A 21,382-nucleotide genomic window follows, 5' to 3' on the forward strand; every position below is an offset into this window, starting at 1 on the left:
TCCGCGTAGTCAGTAGCGACTGGGTGGGAGTGATGCAGGCAGGATTTGGGCCAGGTAAGGCGGGGAGCTATCCAGGGAAGGGGTGGGTGATTTCTACGCAAGGACCACAACGGAAAAGGGGGCATTTATTAGATCAAAAATAAATGCCCCCTTTTCCGTCCCGTATTGAGACCTACGCGACCTGAGAGGAATAGGGGTCTGACCCCTATTTCATTCTTAGCGTACAAAGCCGTTTCAGTAACTTAATGCCCTGAAACCGGCTCTTCCTCCTGAACTTTGCGTATGACGTTGGAGACCGACTCCAGAGCCACCAGGTCTTGCCACTTGCCATCTGCAACGATTCTGCCCGTGTCGAAGACGATGACTCGATCAAAGTGATTGAGCACAGTGAAATCGTGGGTTACACAGATCAGACTTTTATCGGCAAAGCAGGTGAAGAGTGCATCCCAGATTAACGAGGCGCCCTGAGGATCAACGGATGAGGTCGGCTCATCGAATATGTTGAAATTCCCAGGTCGTAGCAGCACGCGTAGAAGCGAAAGCTTTTTTGCTTCGCCACCGGAAATACTGGTCGCGTCTTGATTTATCGTTCGAACAGGCAATTCGTCAAACAGATGCTGGATATTAAGCTGCGCCGCGACGCTGCTAAATGTCGAGTTGAACGAGCCATGAAAAAAAACAGCGTCTGCCAGGTTGCCTGATAAAAACTTCGGAGTTTGGGGGCAATACCGAATGAGCCGAAAATGTTCCTCTTCAGCGATTGACTCTAGCGCGGTCTGTCCTATCCGGACGGTGAGCCCGGAACGCTGCTTCACGCCCACGAGCAGTTCCACAAAGGTTGATTTTCCGGAGCCACTTGCCCCAACGATGGCAAGATGCTCACCGGGGCGCACTTCGATGGCCTGTTGAATGACTAATGAAACTCCCTCGGCGATCAGTGCAGTGGAGGCGGGGTAAATCAAGCTGTCAGAATCCAAGGGCAAGCTCTCGGCCTTACCCTTGAAGCTTTGCTCGCGCAGAATCGATCGAAACTTGGCGTAGTCCGAAGAGAATTGATCGGCGAAACGATAGACCTCTCCGATGCTGAACACCGTGTTGAAAAACATCGTGGATAAGGTAAACAAGACGACAAAGTCGCCGACCGTCAGTTCGGACGCCGAAGCCTGTCTTACAAAGATGCCGTACCCGATCACTGTGCTGCTGGTCAGGGTTAAGAAAAGTGCCCTTGACGCCCCTAGTACCGCAGCGGAATATCCGACTTTTGTGGCGGCATCCGCGTACTGGTAAAACGTATCGAACAGGGGTTTCAGCCCCGATTCCTGGGCCCGCTCCAGCCTTATCTGTTTACCCGCCTGAATCGTGTTTGCAAATACTCCCGCCTGTTCATCTTCGGCGTCATTGACCGCATCGATATGAGCGCGGCGCCACGTGATCAAGTAGTGGGTCAATGCCAGGTAGACGCCGGAAAGTGCAAGCACAAGCGCCAGGAACACAATATTCGCAATCCATACCAGCCACGCCGAAATCACGATGAACTCGATGCAAAGCGGCAAAATAGTGATCAGCGCGTAGTTAAGAATTCGCTCGCTGGCTTGTATGCCGCGTTCAATCGATTTGAGCATCTTGCCGATATTGATCGATGAGAACAGGTCGAAGTGCTTGGTGAATATCTCGCGAACCCATCGAATCGAAACATCGCTGAGCCCTTTTTGAATAAAACGGGTCAAATAGTACCCCTGAATAGGGATAAGAATAACGTTAATAACGCCGACGCAGATAAACCCCAACAGATACAAGGCCGTCTCTGAATCCAAGGTGTGCTGGGTAAAGGTATCTACTACGCGCCCGATGATAATCGCCGGCATTATGGTTGCCACTTTGGATAGGATGACAATAACCATCACTAGCCAGAACAGCCTCTTATGACGGTAAAGTGCGTGTTTAAAATCCTCAAGCATGACCCGCCTCCTCAGTTGCTCTCGTTAATTGTGTTCAAGCAAAACGTTATTGGGTGCCGCGGGAGAGAAGAGTAGGGGGTGGGCTACGTTTTCAATAATGGTGGTCTGACCCCTATTTAAAAATGTGGGCGCAGGCTATCCCAGTTCACACTAGCCTCCAATACCAGCCTCGCTATTATTTATGCATACCCAAAGAGAAAAATATTCTATGAGACTACTCTATAAATTTTCACATGTTGTGCCTCATGGGGCGGGAATTCAGGAACTCTCAGGATTTTCCAATCAACTTGCCGCATGGCGTTGTCACGTCGTGACTTTCCCGGCACGGGCCACTATTGCCAAGAAAATACTTCATGACGCAGTTCTCTATTTTCTACTGCGCAGTTGATACCAGCCCTTCATCGTTCTCCCGTCAGGCACGTCACCACGCTTTCGCAGCTCGCGTTAATCGCCAGCTGCAAGACCCAAACGGCGCAGACACCAGAGAAGAATAGGGGTCAGACCACGTTTTCAATAATGGTGGTCTGACCCCTATTTCTGCATCTATTATCTGAGGTCGAACCAACGACCGAAGTTGTCGAAGTGGGATTACTTTTGAGCATGGGGCCGCCGATGCAGGGAAAAACGTTCGAGATAGTGCGAATAGATCAAATCCACGAAATTGTTTCGCCAACCGTAGAGTCACTTTTACAGCCGTTAGGATTCGAAGTTCAGGGCCCGCTGTCCTGGCTTCGTAGCGTCGATGCTCCGATTCGCCAACTCTTTCGCCTTGAACAGTGGAAAGGCGGCGCGCTAGCGCCGTCATGGGCTCTGTCACTGGACTTCGTTCCCCACCTTTCCGGCAATGAAATCAAATGGCACAGGACGTCAAAATCAGCACGACCTGATCTGACTTTCGATGTGCGCGATAGAGCGTTTGATATCTCATGCAGCTACGGACCTGATGCCATAGCAACCAGCGCACCCAATATCCTCCGGGCTGCCATTCCAAAAGCTGAATCGTTTTGGGGCGAGGCTCGTTCGATAGCCGCCCTGCCTGGTGCTTTCGAGCGGGTCAAGCAGCATTTGTCGACGGCTGGCCTGGGTTTCTACAACTACATACAACATCCTCTTGCATACGCGTTTGTATTGGCCATGAACGGCAAGCCCGATACAGCCGAAGAAGAGTTTCAACGCTATTCACAGCGTCTTTCAGAGGCGGCTCGAAAAAAACTCCGCAAGCTATTCATTGATGCAGGCGGTCACCTTGGCTAAGCGAGTACGGCTTTTTCAACAGAATCGGCCAGAAGCGGCCGCTCATGACCGACCGCTTCCGACCCAACGCAGCCATCCGCTCCTGACTATTGGGTTAATGCACCCACGTCATTCACCAGTGTGCGCCAGCCATCCTTTGCCTCCTGCTCCGAGGTAAAGACTTGCACTTTGGGATGCCAGAACGCCCCCTCGATTACGATGCATTCCAAGGTAGAGTCCTGAAACGTAAAGACATAGTGGATAGCATCTTTCATGAACCGCTGTTTGTCGTGTCGAGGATGAATGGCGTTCCTTTGCTCAAGCTCTGCTAACCAAGGCGAATTATCTATTCGATGAATTTGGTAATGCTTTAGGCCAAGTCCAATGAGCGGATGGCCGCCCAAAGCTTCGTCGTTTGGCGAACCGAATTGGATTTTCTTTACTAGCGGAAAATGAACCACAGCTATTTCTTCTCCGGTGGTGTAATACCGTAAACATAGTTGCGTGTCCGTGGCGAACACCACTGGTTCAGGCGACGTACTTGGCTGTGGCCAGGAGTCGAGCAGCACTACGGTCGCTAATGACATGCGGGAACCTGATGAATGAATGGGTTATAAACAGAGTGCGAGAGCGACTCGTTGTCGTCAAACCTTTCTGATCGCGACCGGCTGCTTCTGGCCGAAACCGGCCCTTTAATTCCCATACCGGTCTACCATGGCCCCCCCGGCAGTGGTTCCACGCGCTACCGACCTCAATCTCAAGGTATCGCCCATGACCTTTTCACCCCGCACCACCCCATCCCGCACCTCATCCGAGGCATCCAAATGAGCATCGACCAAATCAGCCTCCCAAAAGGCGTAGGCCCGCAGGCCATCAAGCTCCTCGACGCCATCACCGGTGCTGACACCAAAGAAGACCTGAACCGCGCAGGCGGCAAGGCCGAAGGTTTTGTATTGGGTCTGGAAAGCGCCAAGGCCATCAAAAGCCAAATCGCCGAGTCGTTGTATGTGGCATACGACGACGCGGCGAGTAATCGGTTGGGTGAGTTGAAGGGCTAGTCCCGCAGGACCTCGTTGGGCTTCACGCCCGAGGTGTTTCGCGGTCCATCAGTTTGCCGATCAGCAGTACGCTCAATTCGCTCAGTTGGTGTATGGCCAATGCCACGTCGCGGTCTTCGCCGGTCAGTTCGTCGGACAGGTCGAGCAGCAGGGCGCTGACGGAGGTAACGGTTTCATAGCTGTTGGCGATCAGGATTTCGCTGCTGACGCCGGAGGTGACGCTGAAGAGGGCGGTTGCCTCTGGGGCTTTCTCGGCATCAGTGCCGGGATTGAGGTAGTGATCAATGGCGCGCTGGGCAGCCTGGTGGAGTTTTTGATCAGGCGTGTTAGGAGGATTCGGCGTTACTTTGAACATGGTGCAATTCCTGAATGGGGCCGACACCCTTTCGCTACTACACAATAGGGTGGCAGCTGTACGCAGGTTAGTAGACCGGGGAATTACACAAAGCCGGCGCACCCGAAGGCGCCCTACGCACAGCCACCATCAAGCACAGACAGGAACGTCTGATAGATGCAGCTCATGCACTATGTGTAATTGACCCTAGGGCTACTAAACCCGATCACTGAGTTTTCAGCGACCGAGCAACCTTAGAGATGGCCACCCAGGTGCACAAGCCGGCGGATTCTGACGTAAGCGTAGGCAATGGAGCAAGGTGGTGTTGTCTTTCAAAATGACGGATTTACCCCGTTGCCCCGCGTTAGCGTTGACGTTTTTCGCGAGCAAGCTTGCTCCTACAGGGCCGTGTGAACTTTTACCGGTGTGTAGGACGTCCAAGCTGTAACGAACCCTGAGCCAAGGACACGCGATGATCACCTTCCTTATTTTTCTTCTGGCCTGCGGTGCCGCTGCGAGCACCGGCATCATCTTCAAACCGGGCGACTGGTACGCCACCCTGGTCAAACCCAGCTTCACCCCTCCCAACTGGCTGTTCCCGGTCGCCTGGACCATCATCTACCTGCTGCTGGCTTGGGCTGGCTATCGCTTGACCCTGATCCCCGGCAGCGAAATCGTGCTGGCTCTATGGGCTGCACAGATCGCACTCAACACCCTGTGGACGCCGGTGTTCTTCGGCGCCCACCGGATTTTCGCCGGGATGGTGATCATCACGCTGCTGTGGCTTGTGGTCGCCGCCATGGTGTTGCTGACCGTGCGGCTGGATTTGATCACCGGGCTGATCCTGTTCCCGTACCTGGTGTGGCTAAGCGTTGCGTCTGCGTTGAATTTCTCCATCCTGCGCAATAACCGCTGAGCCTGGCGGCGTGGGCAGAGGGCGGAAACATCATTGCCATGATGCCCACGCACACTGGCCAAGGTGAACATCTCTTTTAGAGATAGAGGGAATATCGAATTGGGAACTCACACGCTGTGGCCTGCTGAAGAACATGAACTGGCGCAAATGCAGCGCTTTAACCAGAAGCTCGCCTGGATGCCGCGCTTTCGCATCCGCAACCGCGTGACGCCCCGGGTGATCCAGGCGCTGTTGCGCTCCAGCCAGATGGTGGCCGGCAACAAGTTGCTCAAGCATGGCCTGCAGGCTGAAAGCCGGCGGGTGGGCTCGGTGCCGGTGCGCATCATCCGGCCGAAGGGCAAGGCCAAAGGCGTGGTGCTGGATATCCATGGCGGCGGCTGGGTGATCGGCAATGCGCAGATGAATGACGACCTCAACGTGGCCATGGTGAATGCGTGCGAGGTGGCGGTGGTGTCGGTGGATTACCGGCTGGCGGTGAATACGCCGGTCGAAGGGATTCTGGAAGACTGCCTGGCCACGGCGCGCTGGTTGCTCGGGGACTGTGAAGAGTTCGCCGGCCTGCCGGTGATCGTTGTCGGCGAGTCTGCCGGTGGGCATCTGGCGGCGGCCACGCTGCTGGCGCTGAAGCAATCGCCCGAATTGCTGGCGCGGGTGAGCGGGGCGGTGCTGTATTACGGCGTCTACGATTTGACCGGTACACCGAGCGTGCGCACGGCGGGGCGGGAAACGCTGTTGCTGGACGGGCCGGGCATGGTGGAGGCGCTGCGTTTGCTGACGCCGGGCCTGAGTGACGAGCAGCGTCGGCAGCCGCCGTTGTCACCGTTGTATGGCGACCTTGCCGGGCTGCCGCCGGCACTGATGTTTGTGGGGGAGCTGGACCCGTTGCTGGACGACACGCTGCAGATGGCCGAGCGATGGGCGGGGTCCGAGGTGTTTTTGTTACCGCAGGCGGCTCATGGGTTTATTCATTTTCCGACGGCGATGTCGGGCCGCGTGCTGGCTTACAGCCGCGATTGGATCACGGGTCGTTTACGCTCGGTTGGTTGATATTGGATTTTTACAACAAGGCCACATGGAAAGATGAAAATAAGAAAGTCGTTCATCGCGTCGCTGGGGATTTTATCGCTGGTTCAAACATCACTGTCCTTTGCGGACAACGCTAACGGGAAAAACATTTATCTGCAGCGCTGCGCCATGTGCCACGGCGCGGATATCAAAGGCACGGGACCCTTGGCGAATAAAAGCAATCCGCCTACGCCTGACCTGACAACGGCTACTTTCAAAAAACGCTTGAGTGATTATCCGGGCGTTATCGTGTCGTCCGTCATTCTTCGTCCAAATGGCGACCTGATTCCCAGAACGTTGCGGGAGAACGGTGTGAAGCTGTCTCCGTTCACCTGGAAGGTTCAGGACTTTCGCGATTTGAACGAGTACATGAGCGGAGTGATTTCAAAAAGCCGATGATGCTGCTCGTTCCCACGCTCCGCGTGGGAATGCATACCGTGACGCTCCGCGTCACCAACAGCGGGACGCAGAGCGTCCCTGGCGGCATTCCCACGCGGAGCGTGGGAACGATCAGTCAGCAACCGCTCAACGCTACCTGCGGACGCTCACCTGCAAAGAAGAACGGCCGCAACCGCACGCCCACGCTGTTGCCGATAAACGCCGCCACTAACCACACCCAGCCATGCAGGCTGCCCGAGGCAATCCCGCTGAAGTACGCGCCGATATTGCAGCCATACGCCAGGCGCGAGCCGTAACCCAGCAGCAGGCCGCCGATCATCGCCGCAAACAGCGAGCGTGCCGGAATCTTCAGGCTTGGAGCGAAACGCCCGGCCAATCCCGCAGCCAACAGCGCACCGAGGATGATGCCGACGTCCATCACACTGGTGACGTCTTCCCACACCGGCGCCGCCAGGGCCTTGGCATTGCCCGGCATTTGCCAGAACGCCCAGCTGCCTACGTCCACGCCCAACCCGCCGGCAACCTTGGCGCCCCACAGGGCGAACGCCGAAGTGATACCCCATGGCCGCCCGGCCAGTGCCAGGGTGGCGTAGTTGAGCAGGGCCAGGCCAATTGCGCCCCACACCAATGGCCATGGCCCGCGCAGGAAGCGGCGCAGGCCCTGGTGTTCGCTGGTCACGCCGGCTTCGAGTTGCCCGTGACGGCCTTTTTCCAGGCGCACGGTGACTGCTGCGATGATGCTAAATACGGCCAGGCTCAGCAGCAAGGCCGGCACCACGCCGAAGCTTTTGACGATGGAAACCGCCGGGAACGAAGGCAGCGAGAACCACCAGTCGACGTGGTGAGTCGCGATCAACGAACCACAGATAAAGAAGAACAGCGTCACTAGCATGCGCGCGTTACCACCGCCCACGGTGAACAGGGTGCCGGACGCACAACCGCCGCCCAGCTGCATGCCGATGCCGAAAATGAATGCCCCGAACACCACCGAAACCCCGGCCGGCGCCACCAGCCCGACCACGGGTTGGCCGAACAGCGTGCCGGCCCCCAGCGCGGGGAAGAACAGCACCACGGCAATCGCCAGCATCACCATCTGCGCACGCAAGCCCGCGCCACGCCGGTCGGTGATGAACACTCGCCAGGCCGAGGTGAAGCCGAAAGCGGCGTGGTACAGCGTCAAACCCAGTGCGGCGCCGACCACCAGCAACAGCACCTGGCGCGAGCCGACGCTGTTTTGCAGGAAGACGGCGCCGAACAGCAGGATGGCAAACGCCAGCAATGGTGCGACCGGCTTGCGCGCTGGGGTTGTGGACAGGGAAAGGCTCATCGGGAATCTCGGGTGATGTGGGTTAAGGGCGAGGTGGCGAAGTATAAACCTCGCGCTCCGCCACTGGCGCCTTGAAAAGCAACGCCAGCGCCACGATCACCGACAGCGCCACGGCCACTGCGCCCGCCAGGTACACCGATGCCACTCCGGCCACGCCGGCCAAGGCGCCGATCAGCGGGGTGCTGACCCCCAGCGAAATATCCAGGAACGCCACATACGCACCCATCGCCAGGCTGCGGGATTGGGGCGGCGCGCGCTTTATCGCCTCTACCCCAAAGCCGGGAAACGCCAGGGAGTAGCCGAAACCGGTCAGCGCCGCGCCCAGGTAGGCAGTCAGCGCACTGTCCGCGCCCCAGATCAACAGCTGCCCGGCGGCTTCGATTATCACGCACACCAGCGCGACCTTGGCACCGCCGATCTTGTCGGGCAGGTGCCCAAAGAAAATCCGCGCGCCGATGAACGCCAGGCCAAAGGCGGTAAACGCTAATGACGCATTGCCCCAGGACTTGGTGGCAAACAGCAGCGCGATGAACGCGGTAATCACGCCAAACCCGACGCTTGCAAAGGCCAGGCCCAAACCCGGTACCCACACCGAGCGCAGCACCTTGAAAAACGAGGTGCGCCGCTGGCTGGTGGGCGCAACGCCTTGCGCTCCGGCGACGATGGCCAGTGCCAGCAGCGGAATCACCATGGTCCCGACGGCGATCCCGCTGAAACCCCACTGGCTATTCACCGCCACCCCGAGGGGCGCGCCCAGGGCAAACGCGGCGTAGATTGCGATGCCGATCCAGGCCATGACCTTGCCGGTATTTTGCGGCCCCACCAACCCGACACCCCAGCCCATCGAGCCGGTCACGATCAGGCTTTCCCCCAGCGCCAACGCCACGCGCCCGGCGAGCAACACCCACACCGAGATGACCGGTGATGCCACAAACGCCAGGGACGCGAGGTAGATCAAGCCGGAGCTGGCCGCCACCAGCATGCCCACGAGCATGGCGCGCTTGGGGCCGCGCATATCGGCAAAATTGCCGGCCCAGGACCGCGACAACAATGCCCCGGCAAACTGCGCACCGATCACCACGCCCACCACCAGCGTGTCCATGCCCAAGGCGTTGTGCAGGTGCAGCGGCAGCACCGGCAGTTGCATGCCGATGATCAGGAACCCGACAAACACCGCCAGGGTGATGGGCAGTAATTTCAGTACCACTGGGCTTACCAATCCAGACATGAGTTGAATCCTCTGACGGGCATCAGCCCAGGCGAACGGAAAGCTCGACGTCGTCACCGATCGGCACCGACAGGTAGCCGTTTGCTGGCGAACGCACCCGGGCCAGGTAGTCGGGGCAGTAGTCGGTGTTGTCGGCAATGATCAACGCGCCGGGCTTGAGGCGGCTTTCCACCAGGTTCAGCACGTCGCCATACAGCGCCTTGGCGCCGTCAAGCAGCAGCAGGTCGACGCTGTCGGGCAGGCCGGTGGCCAGGGTGACCAGGGCATCGCCTTGGCGGATCTCCACGAGGTCGCTTACGCCGCCTTGCTCCAGGTGTTGCCGGGCGAGAGCGATCTTCGAGGGCTCGAACTCGCTGCTGATCAGCGTGCCGCCGCCGTTGTCCCGCAGGGCGGCCGCCAGGTGCAGGGTGGACAGGCCGAACGAAGTACCGAACTCGACGATGGCCTGCGCTTTGCTGCTGCGTGCGAGCATGTACAGCAGGGTGCCGGTGTCGCGGGAGACGGGCAACCACAGGTCTTTCAGCATTCCGTAGAGTGCCAGGTAGTCGGTCTTGCTGCGCATCAGGCGGTCGCGTTCTTCGTGGGTCACTGTGTTGGTGATGGGGCTGGTGGCGGCATCGGCCTGTGTGTACAGCCGTTCAATCAGGGCCGCCATCGGGGCCGAGGTAAGCGTATTCATGGGGATGTCCTGCTGCAGGTTGAGCGCCGTGAGGCGCCGGGCTAGTATGCGAATGATTCGTCGCATTTAAAGTATGCGAACAATTCGTCACATTCGCTATTCGCATTCCAACGGCAGCAGGAACGCCCCATGACCGATCGCCAGACCTCGCAGATTTCCTCACGCAAAGAGCCCAAACAGGCGCGATCCACCGGGTTGGTGACGGCCATTCTCGAAGCGGCTATTCAGGTTTTGGCCAAGGAAGGCGCCAGCCGTTTCACCACCGCACGGGTCGCGGAAAAGGCCGGTGTCAGCGTGGGGTCTGTGTACCAGTACTTTCCCAACAAGGCGGCCATCCTGTTTCGGCTGCAGACCGATGAGTGGCAGCAAACCTCGCAGATGCTCAGCCGCATTCTGCAGGACGTCAGCCAGCCGGCCCTTGAGCGGTTGCGGGCGTTGGTGCATGCGTTTATTCGTTCGGAATGTGAAGAGGCGCAGATGCGCGTCGCCCTGAGCGACGCCGCGCCGCTGTACCGTGATGCGCCCGAAGCCCATGAGGTTCGCGCAGAAGGGCAACAGATTTTCCAGGCGTTCATGCTGGAACTGCTGCCGCAGGTGCCTGAAGCCACCCGCGCTTTGGCTTGCGATTTGATCGCCACCACCTTCAGTTCGGTGGCAAAGGAATTCTCGGGAAGCCCGCGCACTGAGGCGCAAATCACCGCCTATGCGGATGCCATGGCGGATATGTTCAGTGCCTACGTGACGGTGCTGAACCAGACAGCACGATGACCCGCAGGGCGGGCCATCGCTTGCAGCGCTTGCCTTAGCGGCGGTTCAGCCACACGGTCTGCGCGTTGCAGAATTCCCGCACACCGAAGTGCGACAACTCCCGCCCGAAGCCGCTCTTTTTCACACCACCAAACGAGACCCGGGGATCGGACACGCTGTAGGCGTTGATAAAGATCCCGCCGGTTTCCAGTTGGTTGGCGATGCTGCGTGCCTTCTCTGGGTCGGTGGTGAACACACTGGCGGTCAGGCCGAACTCACTGTCGTTGGCCAGGGCCACGGCGTGGTCCGCATCGCGGGCGGTGATGATGGAGGCGACCGGCCCGAACAGTTCCTGTTTGAACGAGGTCATCTGGTCGGTGACGTTGGCCAGCACGGTGGGGGCGTAGTAGTTTCCCGCGCCTTCGACTTTGCTGCCGCCCAGCAGCAGGGTGGCGCCTTCGGCCAGGGTGGCCTGGACCTGGCCGTCGAGTTCGTCCCGCAGGTCGAAGCGGGCCATCGGCCCGATGTAGGTCTCGGTGGCGGTCGGGTCGCCCATCACCAGGTTGCGGCTGGCTTCGAGGAATTTGGCGGTGAAGGCTTCCACCACGCCTTCTTCGATGATGAGGCGCTTGGCGGCAGCGCACACCTGGCCGGAGTTCTGGAAACGGCCGATCAGGGCGGCTTGCACGGCTTCGTCGAGGTTGGCGTCGTTGAGCACAATGAACGGGTCGGAGCCGCCCAGCTCCAGTACGCATTTTTTCAGCGCGGCCCCGGCCTGGGAACCGATGGCCATGCCGGCGCGCACGCTGCCGGTGAGGGTCACGGCGGCGATGCGCGGGTCGGCGATGGCTTTGGACACGCCGTCCTGGGTGACGTTGATCACTTCGAACAGGCCATCGGCAAAGCCGGCGCGCTGGAAGGCTTGTTTCATCAGGTACGCGCTGCCCATTACGTTAGGCGCGTGCTTGAGCACGTAGGTGTTGCCGCTGAGCATGGTTGGCACCGCGCCGCGCAGCACTTGCCACACCGGGAAGTTCCACGGCATTACAGCGAGGATCGGGCCCAGCGGGCGGTATTCGATCTGGGCGGTGCCGTTGTCCACCAGGGTGGCTTCCGGGGCCAGCATGGCCGGGCCGTGGGCCGCATACCACTCGGCGAGTTGCGCGCATTTTTCGATTTCGCCACGGGCCTGGGCGATGGGTTTGCCCATTTCCAGGGTGATCATCTGGGCCATTTCTTCGGCCTGGTCGCGCAGGGTGCTGGCCAGGGCCAGCAGCAATTCGGCGCGCTGGGCGACGGGGGTATTGCGCCCGTTGCGGAAGGCGTTGATCGAGCGGGTGAGGGCGGCATCCAGCTGCGCCTCGGTTTCGTACGGGTAGCTGGCGACCGTTTCACCGTTGGCGGGGTTGATCGACAACGCGTGGGTCTGGGAGGAAATGGAGTTCATGGCACCGTCCTGCGCAGTGAATGGGATGGAGGCCAGCGTACGGGGCTGTATCTTTTTCGGAAACTGAATAATATTAAGCAATACGTTCACGTTTGGAGAATGACTTGGATCTGGTCCAGCTCGAAATTTTCAAAGCCGTTGCCGAGCAAGGCAGCATCAGCGCTGCAGCGCAATTGATCCATCGCGTGCCGTCGAACCTGACCACGCGGATCAAGCAATTGGAGCAAGACCTGGGCGTGGACTTGTTTATTCGCGAGAAGAGCCGGCTGCGGTTATCGCCGGCCGGGTGGAATTTCCTCGGGTATGCGCGGCGCATTCTCGACCTGGTGCAAGAGGCCCGGGCGACGGTGGCGGGGGAGGAGCCCCAGGGCGCGTTTGCGTTGGGCTCGCTGGAGAGTACGGCGGCGGTGCGCATCCCGGCGTTGCTCGCGGCGTATAACCAGAAGCACGCCAAGGTCGAGCTGGACCTGACCACCGGGCCGTCCGGCACGATGATCGAGGGTGTGTTGTCGGGGCGGCTGGCAGCGGCGTTTGTCGATGGGCCGGTGTTGCACGCGACGCTGGAGGGCGTGGCGGTGTTCGAGGAGGAGATGGTGGTGATTGCGCCGTTGCATCACGCGCCGATCACCCGGGGGCGGGATGTGAGTGGAGAGAGCATCTACACGTTTCGTTCGAACTGTTCGTACCGGCATCACTTCGAGCGCTGGTTTTCACAGGATGGCGCGGTGCCGGGGAAGATCTTTGAGATGGAGTCCTACCACGGGATGCTCGCCTGTGTGAGTGCCGGTGCCGGGTTGGCGCTGATGCCGCGGAGCATGCTGGAGAGCATGCCGGGGTTTACGGCGGTGAGTGTGTGGCCGCTGACCGATACGTTCCGGATTCTGAATACCTGGCTGATCTGGCGCCGGGGTACGGTGTCGCAGAGCCTGAACAGTTTTGTGCAGTTGCTGGAAGAGCGTGGCCTGGCCCTGGCATCGTAGCCGTAGCAGCTGTCGAGCTTCAGCGAGGCTGCGATGGCGTCGGCACAGTCGACATTTATGGTGCCTGACCCACCGCTATCGCGGCCTCGCTGAAGCTCGACGGCTCCCACATTTGATCTTTGTCAGCCGCCAAATTGCAGGGGGACTGCTTGGATCGAGTTGAACCAGCCACACGAGCGCGGACTGACGGCGGGAGTAGACCCCCTGTGGGAGCTGTCGAGCTTCAGCGAGGCTGCGATGGCGTCGGCACAGTCGACATTTATGGTGCCTGACCCACCGCTATCGCGGCCTCGCTAAAGCTCGACGGCTCCCACATTTGGTCTTTGTCAGCCGCCAAATTGCAGGGGGACTGCTTGGATCGAGTTGAACCAGCCACACGAGCGCGGACTGAAGGCGGGAGTAGACCCCCTGTGGGAGCTGTCGAGCTTCAGCGAGGCTGCGATGACGTCGGCACAGTCGACATTGAGGGTGCCTGACCCACCGCTATCGCGGCCTGGCTAAAGCTCGACGGCTCCCACATTTGATCTTTGTCAGCCGCCAAATTGCAGGGGGACTGCTTGGATCGAGTTGAACCAGCCACACGGGCGCGGACTGAAGGCGGGAGTAGATTTCCTGTGGGAGCTGTCGAGCTTCAGCGAGGCTGCGATGACGTCGGCACAGTCGACATTGAGGGTGCCTGACCCACCGCTATCGCGGCCTCGCTAAAGCTCGACGGCTCCCACATTTGATCTTTGTCAGCCGCCGAATTGCAGGTGTCTGCTTGCACGAGTTGCACCAACCATACGAGCGCGGACTGAAGGCGGGAGTAGATCCCCTGTGGGAGCTGTCGAGCTTCAGCGAGGCTGCGATGACGTCGGCACAGTCGATATTGAGGGTGCCTGACCCACCGCTATCGCGGCCTCGCTAAAGCTCGACGGCCCCCACATTTGATCTTTGTCAGCCGCCGAACTGGAAGGTGCCCATGGCCAGCTTGGCCATCAGGGCGCCGGCGCCCAGTTGCACCAGCCATAAGGCCAAACCACCGAGGAATACGCCGAGCGCGACTTGCAGCACCAGGCTTTTCTGGCGCTTGGCGGGTGGTGGGCGCGGGGTGAAGTGGTCCAGTTCGTCGCGGTCGGCACGCAGGTCCAGGTCGTCGTTTCTCATAGGATACTCAAGGGGAAGGGACTGTCTTGCTGTCAGTCTAGGGGCAGCGGACTGAAAGCAGCGAATTTTTAGGGGCTGAACACCCGCTCTTGAAGGCAAACCACCCACCCTGTGGCGAGGGAGCTTGCTCCCGCTGGGCTGCGCAGCAGCCCCAATTCAGGCACCGCATTCATTCATAAAGTTCACGGTGGCAGGTTTTGGGGCCGCTTCGCATCCCAGCGGGAGCAAGCTCCCTCGCCACAGGGGGCGCGGTTTTCAGAATGAAAAAGGGGAAGCCATTGGCTTCCCCTTTTTTTGCATCACAACAGGCTTACAGCACCTGAACGATGGCCTTGGTCACGGCATCGATGTTCTTCTGGTTCAACGCCGCCACACAGATACGACCGGTATCCAGCGCGTAGATACCAAACTCGTTGCGCAGGCGTGTCACTTGTTCAACGCTCAGGCCGGAGTAGGAGAACATCCCGCGCTGGCGACCGACGAAGCTGAAGTCGTGGCCCGGAGCCGCCTTGGCCAGGTCAGCCACCATCTGCTCGCGCATGCCGCGAATGCGCAGGCGCATTTCGGCCAGTTCCGCTTCCCACTGGGCACGCAGCTCAGGGTTGTTCAGCACCGCCGCCACAATCGCCGCGCCGTGGGTCGGCGGGTTGGAGTAGTTGGTGCGGATCACGCGCTTGACCTGGGACAGGATGCGCGCGCTTTCTTCCTTGGAGTCGGTGACGATGGACAGGGCGCCCACGCGCTCGCCGTACAGCGAGAACGACTTGGAGAACGAGCTGGACACAAAGAAGGTCAGGCCCGAGTCGGCGAACAGGCGCACCGCAGCGGCGTCTTCGTCGATGCCGTCGCCAAAGCCCTGGTAGGCCATGTCGAGGAACGGCACGAGGTTTTTCGCCTTGACCACGTCCAGCACTTGTTGCCAGTCGGCCGGGCTCAGGTCGACGCCGGTCGGGTTGTGGCAGCAGGCGTGCAGCACGACGATGGACTGTGGCGGCAGGGCGTTGAGGTCTTCCAGCAGGCCGGCGCGGTTTACGTCGTGGGTGGCGGCGTCGTAGTAACGATAGGTTTGCACCGGGAAGCCGGCTTTTTCGAACAGCGCCTGGTGGTTTTCCCAGCTCGGGTCGCTGATGGCGACGACGGCGTTGGGCAGCAGTTGCTTGAGGAAGTCAGCGCCGATTTTCAGGGCGCCGGTGCCGCCGACCGCTTGGGCGGTGATGACGCGGCCGGAGCTGATCAGCGGCGATTGCGCGCCGAACAGCAGCTTTTGCACGGCCTGGTCGTAGGCGACAATACCGTCGATCGGCAAGTAGCCACGGGCGGCGTGTTGCGCCACGCGAATGGCTTCCGCTTCGGCAACGGCACGCAAGAGTGGAATCTTCCCCTCCTCGTTGCAGTAAACGCCCACGCCAAGGTTCACCTTGGTGGTTCGGGTATCGGCGTTGAATGCTTCGTTGAGGCCCAGGATTGGATCGCGTGGTGCCATTTCGACAGCGGAGAACAGGCTCATTTTTGCGGCAGCTCTATAGAGAGTGGAGGGACGTGTCGCGCTCCAGCCGAATGCACTAGAGCGGTGCACAAACGGGGAGCTAGTATAGAGGCCATCACTGCTCACGGCGACAGCCGAAACGGCTTTTCGGCCAAGTTTTTCGGTTTATTTACCGACCGTTAGTCTTATTGCAACATGGGTGACCAACGGCATGTAGGACGATTGCCTTGAAACCCGTCACATTCGCCTCCACTTCTACAGCTATCATGGTTTTTTCCTGCAACCTGCGCCGAACAGTCGCGGGTCGCGGTCTTTTTCGTCCCCGTTGCTGTTTCCGGCCCCGGGGTGACTCAAGAGGTACGTTATGTCGGATTTCCAGCTAGTCACCCGCTTCGAGCCCGCCGGCGATCAACCGGAAGCCATCCGCCTGATGGTCGAAGGCATTGAGGCCGGCCTCGCGCACCAGACCTTGCTCGGGGTGACCGGCTCCGGCAAGACCTTCAGTATCGCCAACGTGATCGCCCAGGTGAACCGCCCGACCCTGGTGCTGGCGCCGAACAAGACCCTGGCCGCGCAGTTGTATGGCGAGTTCAAGGCGTTCTTCCCGAACAACGCGGTGGAGTACTTCGTTTCCTACTACGACTACTACCAGCCCGAAGCCTACGTACCGTCCTCCGACACCTTTATCGAGAAAGACGCCTCGATCAACGACCACATCGAGCAGATGCGACTCTCGGCGACCAAGGCGCTGCTGGAACGCAAGGACGCGATCATCGTCACCACGGTGTCGTGCATCTACGGCCTGGGCAGCCCGGAAACCTATTTGAAGATGGTGCTGCACGTCGACCGCGGCGACAAACTCGACCAGCGCGAACTGTTGCGTCGCCTGACGAGCCTGCAATACACCCGCAACGACATAGACTTCGCCCGGGCGAGCTTCCGCGTGCGCGGCGATGTGATCGACATCTACCCGGCGGAATCCGACCTGGAAGCGATCCGCATCGAGCTGTTCGACGATGAAGTCGAGAGCCTGTCGGCCTTCGACCCGTTGACCGGCGAAGTGATCCGCAAGCTGCCGCGCTTCACCTTCTACCCGAAAAGCCACTACGTGACCCCGCGCGAAACCCTGATGGGCGCCATCGAGGGCATCAAGGCTGAGCTGGTGGAGCGCCTGGAATACCTGCGTTCCAACAACAAACTGGTGGAAGCCCAGCGCCTGGAACAGCGCACCCGCTTCGACCTGGAGATGATCCTCGAACTGGGCTACTGCAACGGCATCGAAAACTACTCGCGCTACCTCTCGGGCCGCGAGTCCGGGCAGGCGCCACCTACCTTGTTCGATTACCTGCCGGACGATGCCTTGCTGGTGATCGACGAGTCCCACGTCAGCGTGCCGCAGGTGGGCGCGATGTACAAAGGTGACCGTTCCCGTAAAGAGACCCTGGTGGAATACGGCTTCCGCCTGCCATCGGCGCTGGATAACCGGCCGATGCGTTTTGACGAGTTCGAAGGCATCAGCCCGCAGACGATTTTTGTCTCGGCCACGCCGGGTAACTACGAGGCCGAACATGCCGGGCGTGTGATTGAGCAACTGGTGCGCCCGACCGGCCTGGTGGACCCGCAAATCGAAATCCGCCCGGCGCTGACTCAGGTGGATGATCTGCTTTCGGAAATCACCAAGCGCGTGGCCCTGGAAGAGCGGGTGCTGGTCACCACGCTGACCAAGCGCATGTCCGAAGACTTGACCGATTACCTGGCCGACCACGGCGTGCGCGTGCGCTATTTGCACTCGGACATCGACACCGTGGAGCGCGTGGAAATCATCCGCGACCTGCGCCTGGGCGCCTTCGATGTGCTGGTGGGGATCAACCTGCTGCGTGAAGGCCTGGATATGCCGGAAGTGTCCCTGGTGGCGATTCTGGATGCTGACAAGGAAGGCTTCCTGCGTTCCGAGCGCTCGTTGATCCAGACCATTGGCCGGGCGGCGCGCAACCTGAATGGCCGGGCGATTCTGTATGCGGACCGGATTACCGGTTCCATGGAACGGGCGATTGGCGAGACCGAGCGTCGTCGCGACAAGCAGATTGCCTACAACCTGGAGCATGGCATCACGCCGAAGGGTGTGTTCAAGGACGTGGCCGACATCATGGAAGGCGCAACGGTGCCGGGTTCGCGCAGCAAGAAGCGCAAGGGCATGGCCAAGGCTGCGGAGGAGAATGCCAAGTACGAAGCGGAATTGCGTTCGCCGAGCGAGATCACCAAGCGTATTCGTCAGTTGGAAGAGAAGATGTACCAGCTGGCGCGGGATCTGGAGTTTGAAGCGGCGGCGCAGATGCGCGATGAGATCGGCAAGTTGCGGGAGCGGTTGCTGGCGGTCTGATGATCGTTCCCACGCTCTGCGTGGGAAAGCAGCCCGGGACGCTCTGCGTCCCAAGAGCGGACGCGGAGCGTCCAGTGAGGCATTCCCACGCAGAGCGTGGGAACGATCTTCAAGCTCTTTGTGGCGAGGGAGCTTGCTCCCGCTGGGCTGCGAAGCGGCCCCAAAATTCTGGGAGCGCTCCGCACTCCAGCGGGAGCAAGCTCCCTCGCCACAACAAGCTCCCTCGCCACAGGTTATTTCAGTGGGCTTCCCCAGCCTTAAGCCCCGCCGGCAACGCCTTGGTCAACAAGATCGCCACCATGCTGATCCCCAGCGCCAACCCTACAAAATGGAACGCATCGTTGTAAGCCATGATCTGCGCCTGCTGATGCGCTATCTCACTCAACTTGCCCAACGCCGCCGTCTCACTGCCAAACGTCTCCGCCAGCCTGGCCATGCGCTCTGCCACCTGTGGATTGGTCGGCACAATCGCCTCACGCAGGTAATCAAAGTAGGTCTTGGTGCGCGCATCCAGCAGCGTCGCCAGCAACGCAATCCCGATCGCCCCGCCCAGGTTTCGCAAAATATTGAACAGGCTCGACGCCGACCCCGCGTCCTTCTGCATGATGTATGCCGTGGCAATCAGCGAAATTGTCACCATGATCAACGGCTGCCCCAGCGCACGGATGATCTGGATGCGGTTGAACTGGTCGCCGGCGAAGTCCGGGTTCAGCACTCCCGATGAAAAACTCGCCAACCCGAACAGCCCGAACCCCAGGGTGCACAGCCATTTGGGCGACACGTACTTCATCAGCTTGGGCACCAGCGGAATCAAAAACAGCTGCGGAACCCCCATCCACATGATCACTTCGCCGATTTGCAGGGCGTTGTAGTTCTGGATCTGCGCCAGGTACAGCGGCAGCAGATAAATCGAGCCATACAACCCCACGCCCATCCCCAGGCTCGAAATGCTCGATAGCCCGAAATTACGATTGCCGAGGATGCGCAGGTTGATCAGCGGGTTGGGCTTGGACATCTGCACGATCACAAAGGTGATCAGGCTGAGCAGGGCGACAGTGCCCAAGCTGACAATCAGGCTGGATTCCAGCCAGTCCTTGCGATGGCCTTCTTCCAGAAACACCTGCAAACACCCAAGGCCCACGGCCATGGTGACAATGCCAAGATAGTCGGTGCTTTTGAGCAGGTCCCAGTTGGAGTCCTTTTTCTCTAGGCCGTACAGCAGCCCGGCGATCATGATCAGGCCCGGTGGGATGTTGATGTAGAAGATGTATTCCCAACCCCAGTTTTCCGTGAGCCAGCCACCAATGGTCGGGCCGATGGACGGGGCGAAGGTGGCGGTCATGGCGAACATGGCCATGCCTTTGGCGCGGTGATGTTCGGGCAGCTTGATCAGCGTGAGGGTGAACGCCAGGGGGATCAGCGCGCCGCCGGTAAAGCCCTGCAGCGCGCGGAATACGATCATGCTTTCCAGGCTCCAGGCCATGGAGCACATCAGCGAGGCGATCAGGAACCCGCCCGAGACCCACACCGCCAGCCGACGCGCCGACAGCAGCTGCACCAGCCAGGCGGTGAGGGGGATCATGATGATTTCGGCCACAAGGTAGGAGGTGGAAATCCACGAACCTTCTTCCAGGGTGGCCGACAGCGCGCCCTGGATGTCCTTGAGGGAGGAGTTGGTGATCTGGATGTCGAGCACCGCCATGAAGGCGCCGAGCATTACGCTCATGACTGCTATCCAGTCGCGCCGGCTCGGTTCGCCTACCGGCGGCAGCAGTTGATCACCGGCCATCGTGCGGGTCTTGGATGTTCACTTTGACCGTCACCGACATGCCCGGGCGGATTTTGCCTTGCAGCGGGTTGTCGGTGGCGAAGGTCAGTTTGACCGGAATCCGTTGTACGACTTTGGTGAAGTTACCCGTGGCATTGTCCGGTGGCAGCAGGCTGAATTGCGCGCCGGAGGCGCCGAACAGGTTGGCGACGCGGCCTTCGATCGGAGTATCGCTGTAGGCGTCGAATGTCAGCTCGGCCTTTTGCCCGGGTTGCATGTGGCCGATCTGGGTTTCCTTGAAGTTGGCCTGCACCCAGATGTCCTGGTCCGGGACGATCGACAGCAGGTAGGCGCCGGCCTGTACGTATTGACCGTTGCGCGCGGCACGCTGGCCGATCAGGCCGCTGATGGGCGCGTGGATTTCGCTGCGGGTCAGGTTCAGTTCGGCCTGGGCCAGGTCGGTCCTGGCGTTGGCGATCATCGCGTCGAGGCGCTTGATCTCGGCGTTCAGGGCGTTGACCTGCTGGCGCTGGCCCTGCAGGTCGGCCTGGGCCATGGTCACCTGGGAGCGGGCGATGTGGTTGTCGGCGTCGAGGGTGGTGACCCGTTCTTCGGAGACATAGCCGGGTTTGCGCAGGGTTTGTGCGCGGTTCAGGTCGATCTGCGAGCGGCCGAGGGTGGCCTGGCTGGACGAGACCTTGGCTGCACCGGCGGCGATCAGGCTGGCTTGCTGGGTCAGTTTGCTCTGGGCCTGCACACGCTCGGCTTCGCGCATGGCCAGGGCGGCGTTGGCGCGATCGACGGCGAGGTGAAAGTCGTCGCCTTCGAGCTTGACCAGCAGTTGGCCTTTTTCCACGTGCTCGTTGTCGCCCACCAGCACCTCGACGATGCGCGCACCCAGTTGGCTGGAGACCCGGGTGATCTCGCCCTGGACGTAGGCGTTGTCGGTGCTTTCATAAAAACGGCCCTTGAAGAACCACTGGGCGAAAAAGCCCGCGGCGATCAGGACCACGATAAACAGGAAGATAAACAGGCGGCGTTTGAGCGGGGCAGGCATGGCAATAATGTCGTCGACAAAAGGTAATGGAATATAGCCAGCGAACGGTCTGGCAAATAGCCATGTCGAGACTTGAGACCGGAGCTTGTCTCATATGCCCTTTGTTCGCCTCCCCACGCTGGAGCCCAAGGGCTTGGGGCTGTTACCATTCGCCCCTTGTTTCATTTTCAGTTT

The 21,382-nt window shown here is 59.9% G+C and carries 19 protein-coding genes; 8 read left to right on the forward strand and 11 right to left on the reverse strand.

Annotated elements, in window-relative coordinates:
• Window positions 1–242: 242 nt before the first annotated feature.
• A complete protein-coding gene (locus tag HX801_RS28275) occupies window positions 243–1,958 on the reverse strand; it encodes an ABC transporter ATP-binding protein (protein ID WP_177023153.1) in 1,716 nt (571 codons plus the stop codon).
• A gap of 612 nt (window positions 1,959–2,570) precedes the next feature.
• On the opposite strand from HX801_RS28275, the gene HX801_RS28280 reads away from it, so the two are divergent.
• Window positions 2,571–3,212 (forward strand): hypothetical protein, encoded by a 642-nt coding sequence (locus HX801_RS28280; RefSeq protein ID WP_256344307.1) that lies wholly within the window; start codon window positions 2,571–2,573, stop codon window positions 3,210–3,212.
• Window positions 3,213–3,298: 86 nt separating this feature from the next.
• Here HX801_RS28280 and HX801_RS28285 read toward each other — a convergent pair whose 3' ends face one another.
• Entirely contained in the window at window positions 3,299–3,778 is a 480-nt protein-coding gene (locus HX801_RS28285; RefSeq protein ID WP_023659022.1) for a hypothetical protein, read from the reverse strand.
• A gap of 237 nt (window positions 3,779–4,015) precedes the next feature.
• Between HX801_RS28285 and HX801_RS28290 the strand changes: the two genes are divergently transcribed.
• Complete coding sequence (locus HX801_RS28290) at window positions 4,016–4,249, forward strand: hypothetical protein (protein ID WP_003214497.1); 234 nt, start codon at window positions 4,016–4,018, stop codon at window positions 4,247–4,249.
• A 22-nt stretch (window positions 4,250–4,271) separates the two neighbouring features.
• Here HX801_RS28290 and HX801_RS28295 read toward each other — a convergent pair whose 3' ends face one another.
• Window positions 4,272–4,604, reverse strand: coding sequence for a DUF6124 family protein (locus HX801_RS28295; RefSeq protein ID WP_177023155.1), 333 nt, complete (start codon window positions 4,602–4,604; stop codon window positions 4,272–4,274).
• Window positions 4,605–5,058: 454 nt separating this feature from the next.
• Between HX801_RS28295 and HX801_RS28300 the strand changes: the two genes are divergently transcribed.
• The 3 genes from HX801_RS28300 (at window position 5,059) to HX801_RS28310 (ending at window position 6,963) form a co-directional block, all read left to right on the forward strand.
• On the forward strand, window positions 5,059–5,499 hold the full coding sequence (locus HX801_RS28300; protein ID WP_177023166.1) for a TspO/MBR family protein: 441 nt from the start codon (window positions 5,059–5,061) through the stop codon (window positions 5,497–5,499).
• Between the two features lie 147 nt (window positions 5,500–5,646).
• A complete protein-coding gene (locus tag HX801_RS28305; protein WP_102605764.1) occupies window positions 5,647–6,546 on the forward strand; it encodes an alpha/beta hydrolase in 900 nt (299 codons plus the stop codon).
• Between the two features lie 33 nt (window positions 6,547–6,579).
• Window positions 6,580–6,963 (forward strand): cytochrome c, encoded by a 384-nt coding sequence (locus tag HX801_RS28310; protein ID WP_134326064.1) that lies wholly within the window; start codon window positions 6,580–6,582, stop codon window positions 6,961–6,963.
• Window positions 6,964–7,078: 115 nt separating this feature from the next.
• Here HX801_RS28310 and HX801_RS28315 read toward each other — a convergent pair whose 3' ends face one another.
• The 3 genes from HX801_RS28315 to HX801_RS28325 are packed head-to-tail and all read right to left on the reverse strand — an operon-like array spanning window position 7,079 to window position 10,197.
• Window positions 7,079–8,290: a YeeE/YedE family protein gene (locus tag HX801_RS28315; RefSeq protein ID WP_177023156.1), complete on the reverse strand. Its 1,212-nt coding sequence runs from the start codon at window positions 8,288–8,290 to the stop codon at window positions 7,079–7,081.
• A 22-nt stretch (window positions 8,291–8,312) separates the two neighbouring features.
• The gene (locus tag HX801_RS28320; RefSeq protein ID WP_177023157.1) at window positions 8,313–9,518 is read right to left on the reverse strand and encodes an arabinose transporter; all 1,206 of its coding nucleotides are present in this window, start codon (window positions 9,516–9,518) and stop codon (window positions 8,313–8,315) included.
• A gap of 22 nt (window positions 9,519–9,540) precedes the next feature.
• Window positions 9,541–10,197, reverse strand: a complete 657-nt coding sequence (locus HX801_RS28325) for an O-methyltransferase (RefSeq protein WP_177023158.1) — start codon at window positions 10,195–10,197, stop codon at window positions 9,541–9,543.
• Between the two features lie 129 nt (window positions 10,198–10,326).
• Here HX801_RS28325 and HX801_RS28330 point away from each other — a divergent pair, with 129 nt between their 5' ends.
• A complete protein-coding gene (locus HX801_RS28330; protein ID WP_177023159.1) occupies window positions 10,327–10,965 on the forward strand; it encodes a TetR family transcriptional regulator in 639 nt (212 codons plus the stop codon).
• A gap of 34 nt (window positions 10,966–10,999) precedes the next feature.
• Here HX801_RS28330 and HX801_RS28335 read toward each other — a convergent pair whose 3' ends face one another.
• Window positions 11,000–12,391 (reverse strand): aldehyde dehydrogenase family protein, encoded by a 1,392-nt coding sequence (locus HX801_RS28335; RefSeq protein ID WP_087694345.1) that lies wholly within the window; start codon window positions 12,389–12,391, stop codon window positions 11,000–11,002.
• Between the two features lie 104 nt (window positions 12,392–12,495).
• Between HX801_RS28335 and HX801_RS28340 the strand changes: the two genes are divergently transcribed.
• A complete protein-coding gene (locus tag HX801_RS28340) occupies window positions 12,496–13,371 on the forward strand; it encodes a LysR family transcriptional regulator (RefSeq protein WP_003214475.1) in 876 nt (291 codons plus the stop codon).
• Between the two features lie 936 nt (window positions 13,372–14,307).
• Here the strand turns inward: HX801_RS28340 and HX801_RS28345 are convergent.
• Together HX801_RS28345 and HX801_RS28350 are read right to left on the reverse strand one after the other, a co-directional pair.
• The gene (locus HX801_RS28345) at window positions 14,308–14,517 is read right to left on the reverse strand and encodes a hypothetical protein (RefSeq protein WP_017478782.1); all 210 of its coding nucleotides are present in this window, start codon (window positions 14,515–14,517) and stop codon (window positions 14,308–14,310) included.
• A gap of 310 nt (window positions 14,518–14,827) precedes the next feature.
• Window positions 14,828–16,024: an amino acid aminotransferase gene (locus tag HX801_RS28350; RefSeq protein WP_177023160.1), complete on the reverse strand. Its 1,197-nt coding sequence runs from the start codon at window positions 16,022–16,024 to the stop codon at window positions 14,828–14,830.
• 343 nt (window positions 16,025–16,367) lie between these two features.
• Here HX801_RS28350 and uvrB point away from each other — a divergent pair, with 343 nt between their 5' ends.
• On the forward strand, window positions 16,368–18,383 hold the full coding sequence (gene uvrB, locus HX801_RS28355; protein WP_008438773.1) for an excinuclease ABC subunit UvrB: 2,016 nt from the start codon (window positions 16,368–16,370) through the stop codon (window positions 18,381–18,383).
• 238 nt (window positions 18,384–18,621) lie between these two features.
• Here uvrB and HX801_RS28360 read toward each other — a convergent pair whose 3' ends face one another.
• Entirely contained in the window at window positions 18,622–20,172 is a 1,551-nt protein-coding gene (locus HX801_RS28360) for an MDR family MFS transporter (protein WP_177023161.1), read from the reverse strand.
• On the reverse strand, window positions 20,162–21,208 hold the full coding sequence (locus HX801_RS28365) for an HlyD family secretion protein (protein ID WP_102368518.1): 1,047 nt from the start codon (window positions 21,206–21,208) through the stop codon (window positions 20,162–20,164). Before HX801_RS28365 ends, HX801_RS28360 begins: the two co-directional genes overlap by 11 nt.
• Window positions 21,209–21,382: the final 174 nt, after the last annotated feature.

The organism is Pseudomonas sp. G1002 (assembly GCF_013385455.1).
Taxonomy (GTDB): domain Bacteria; phylum Pseudomonadota; class Gammaproteobacteria; order Pseudomonadales; family Pseudomonadaceae; genus Aquipseudomonas.

Excerpts from the sequence above, each read along its gene's own strand:
- HX801_RS28275 (WP_177023153.1), bottom strand. The coding sequence starts at position 1,958 with ATGCTTGAGGATTTTAAACACGCACTTTACCGTCATAAGAGGCTGTTC.
- HX801_RS28280 (WP_256344307.1), top strand. The coding sequence starts at position 2,571 with ATGCAGGGAAAAACGTTCGAGATAGTGCGAATAGATCAAATCCACGAA.
- HX801_RS28285 (WP_023659022.1), bottom strand. The coding sequence starts at position 3,778 with ATGTCATTAGCGACCGTAGTGCTGCTCGACTCCTGGCCACAGCCAAGT.
- HX801_RS28290 (WP_003214497.1), top strand. The coding sequence starts at position 4,016 with ATGAGCATCGACCAAATCAGCCTCCCAAAAGGCGTAGGCCCGCAGGCC.
- HX801_RS28295 (WP_177023155.1), bottom strand. The coding sequence starts at position 4,604 with ATGTTCAAAGTAACGCCGAATCCTCCTAACACGCCTGATCAAAAACTC.
- HX801_RS28305 (WP_102605764.1), top strand. The coding sequence starts at position 5,647 with ATGCAGCGCTTTAACCAGAAGCTCGCCTGGATGCCGCGCTTTCGCATC.
- HX801_RS28310 (WP_134326064.1), top strand. The coding sequence starts at position 6,580 with ATGAAAATAAGAAAGTCGTTCATCGCGTCGCTGGGGATTTTATCGCTG.
- HX801_RS28315 (WP_177023156.1), bottom strand. The coding sequence starts at position 8,290 with ATGAGCCTTTCCCTGTCCACAACCCCAGCGCGCAAGCCGGTCGCACCA.
- HX801_RS28320 (WP_177023157.1), bottom strand. The coding sequence starts at position 9,518 with ATGTCTGGATTGGTAAGCCCAGTGGTACTGAAATTACTGCCCATCACC.
- HX801_RS28325 (WP_177023158.1), bottom strand. The coding sequence starts at position 10,197 with ATGAATACGCTTACCTCGGCCCCGATGGCGGCCCTGATTGAACGGCTG.
- HX801_RS28330 (WP_177023159.1), top strand. The coding sequence starts at position 10,327 with ATGACCGATCGCCAGACCTCGCAGATTTCCTCACGCAAAGAGCCCAAA.
- HX801_RS28335 (WP_087694345.1), bottom strand. The coding sequence starts at position 12,391 with ATGAACTCCATTTCCTCCCAGACCCACGCGTTGTCGATCAACCCCGCC.
- HX801_RS28345 (WP_017478782.1), bottom strand. The coding sequence starts at position 14,517 with ATGAGAAACGACGACCTGGACCTGCGTGCCGACCGCGACGAACTGGAC.
- HX801_RS28350 (WP_177023160.1), bottom strand. The coding sequence starts at position 16,024 with ATGAGCCTGTTCTCCGCTGTCGAAATGGCACCACGCGATCCAATCCTG.
- uvrB (WP_008438773.1), top strand. The coding sequence starts at position 16,368 with ATGTCGGATTTCCAGCTAGTCACCCGCTTCGAGCCCGCCGGCGATCAA.
- HX801_RS28360 (WP_177023161.1), bottom strand. The coding sequence starts at position 20,172 with ATGGCCGGTGATCAACTGCTGCCGCCGGTAGGCGAACCGAGCCGGCGC.
- HX801_RS28365 (WP_102368518.1), bottom strand. The coding sequence starts at position 21,208 with ATGCCTGCCCCGCTCAAACGCCGCCTGTTTATCTTCCTGTTTATCGTG.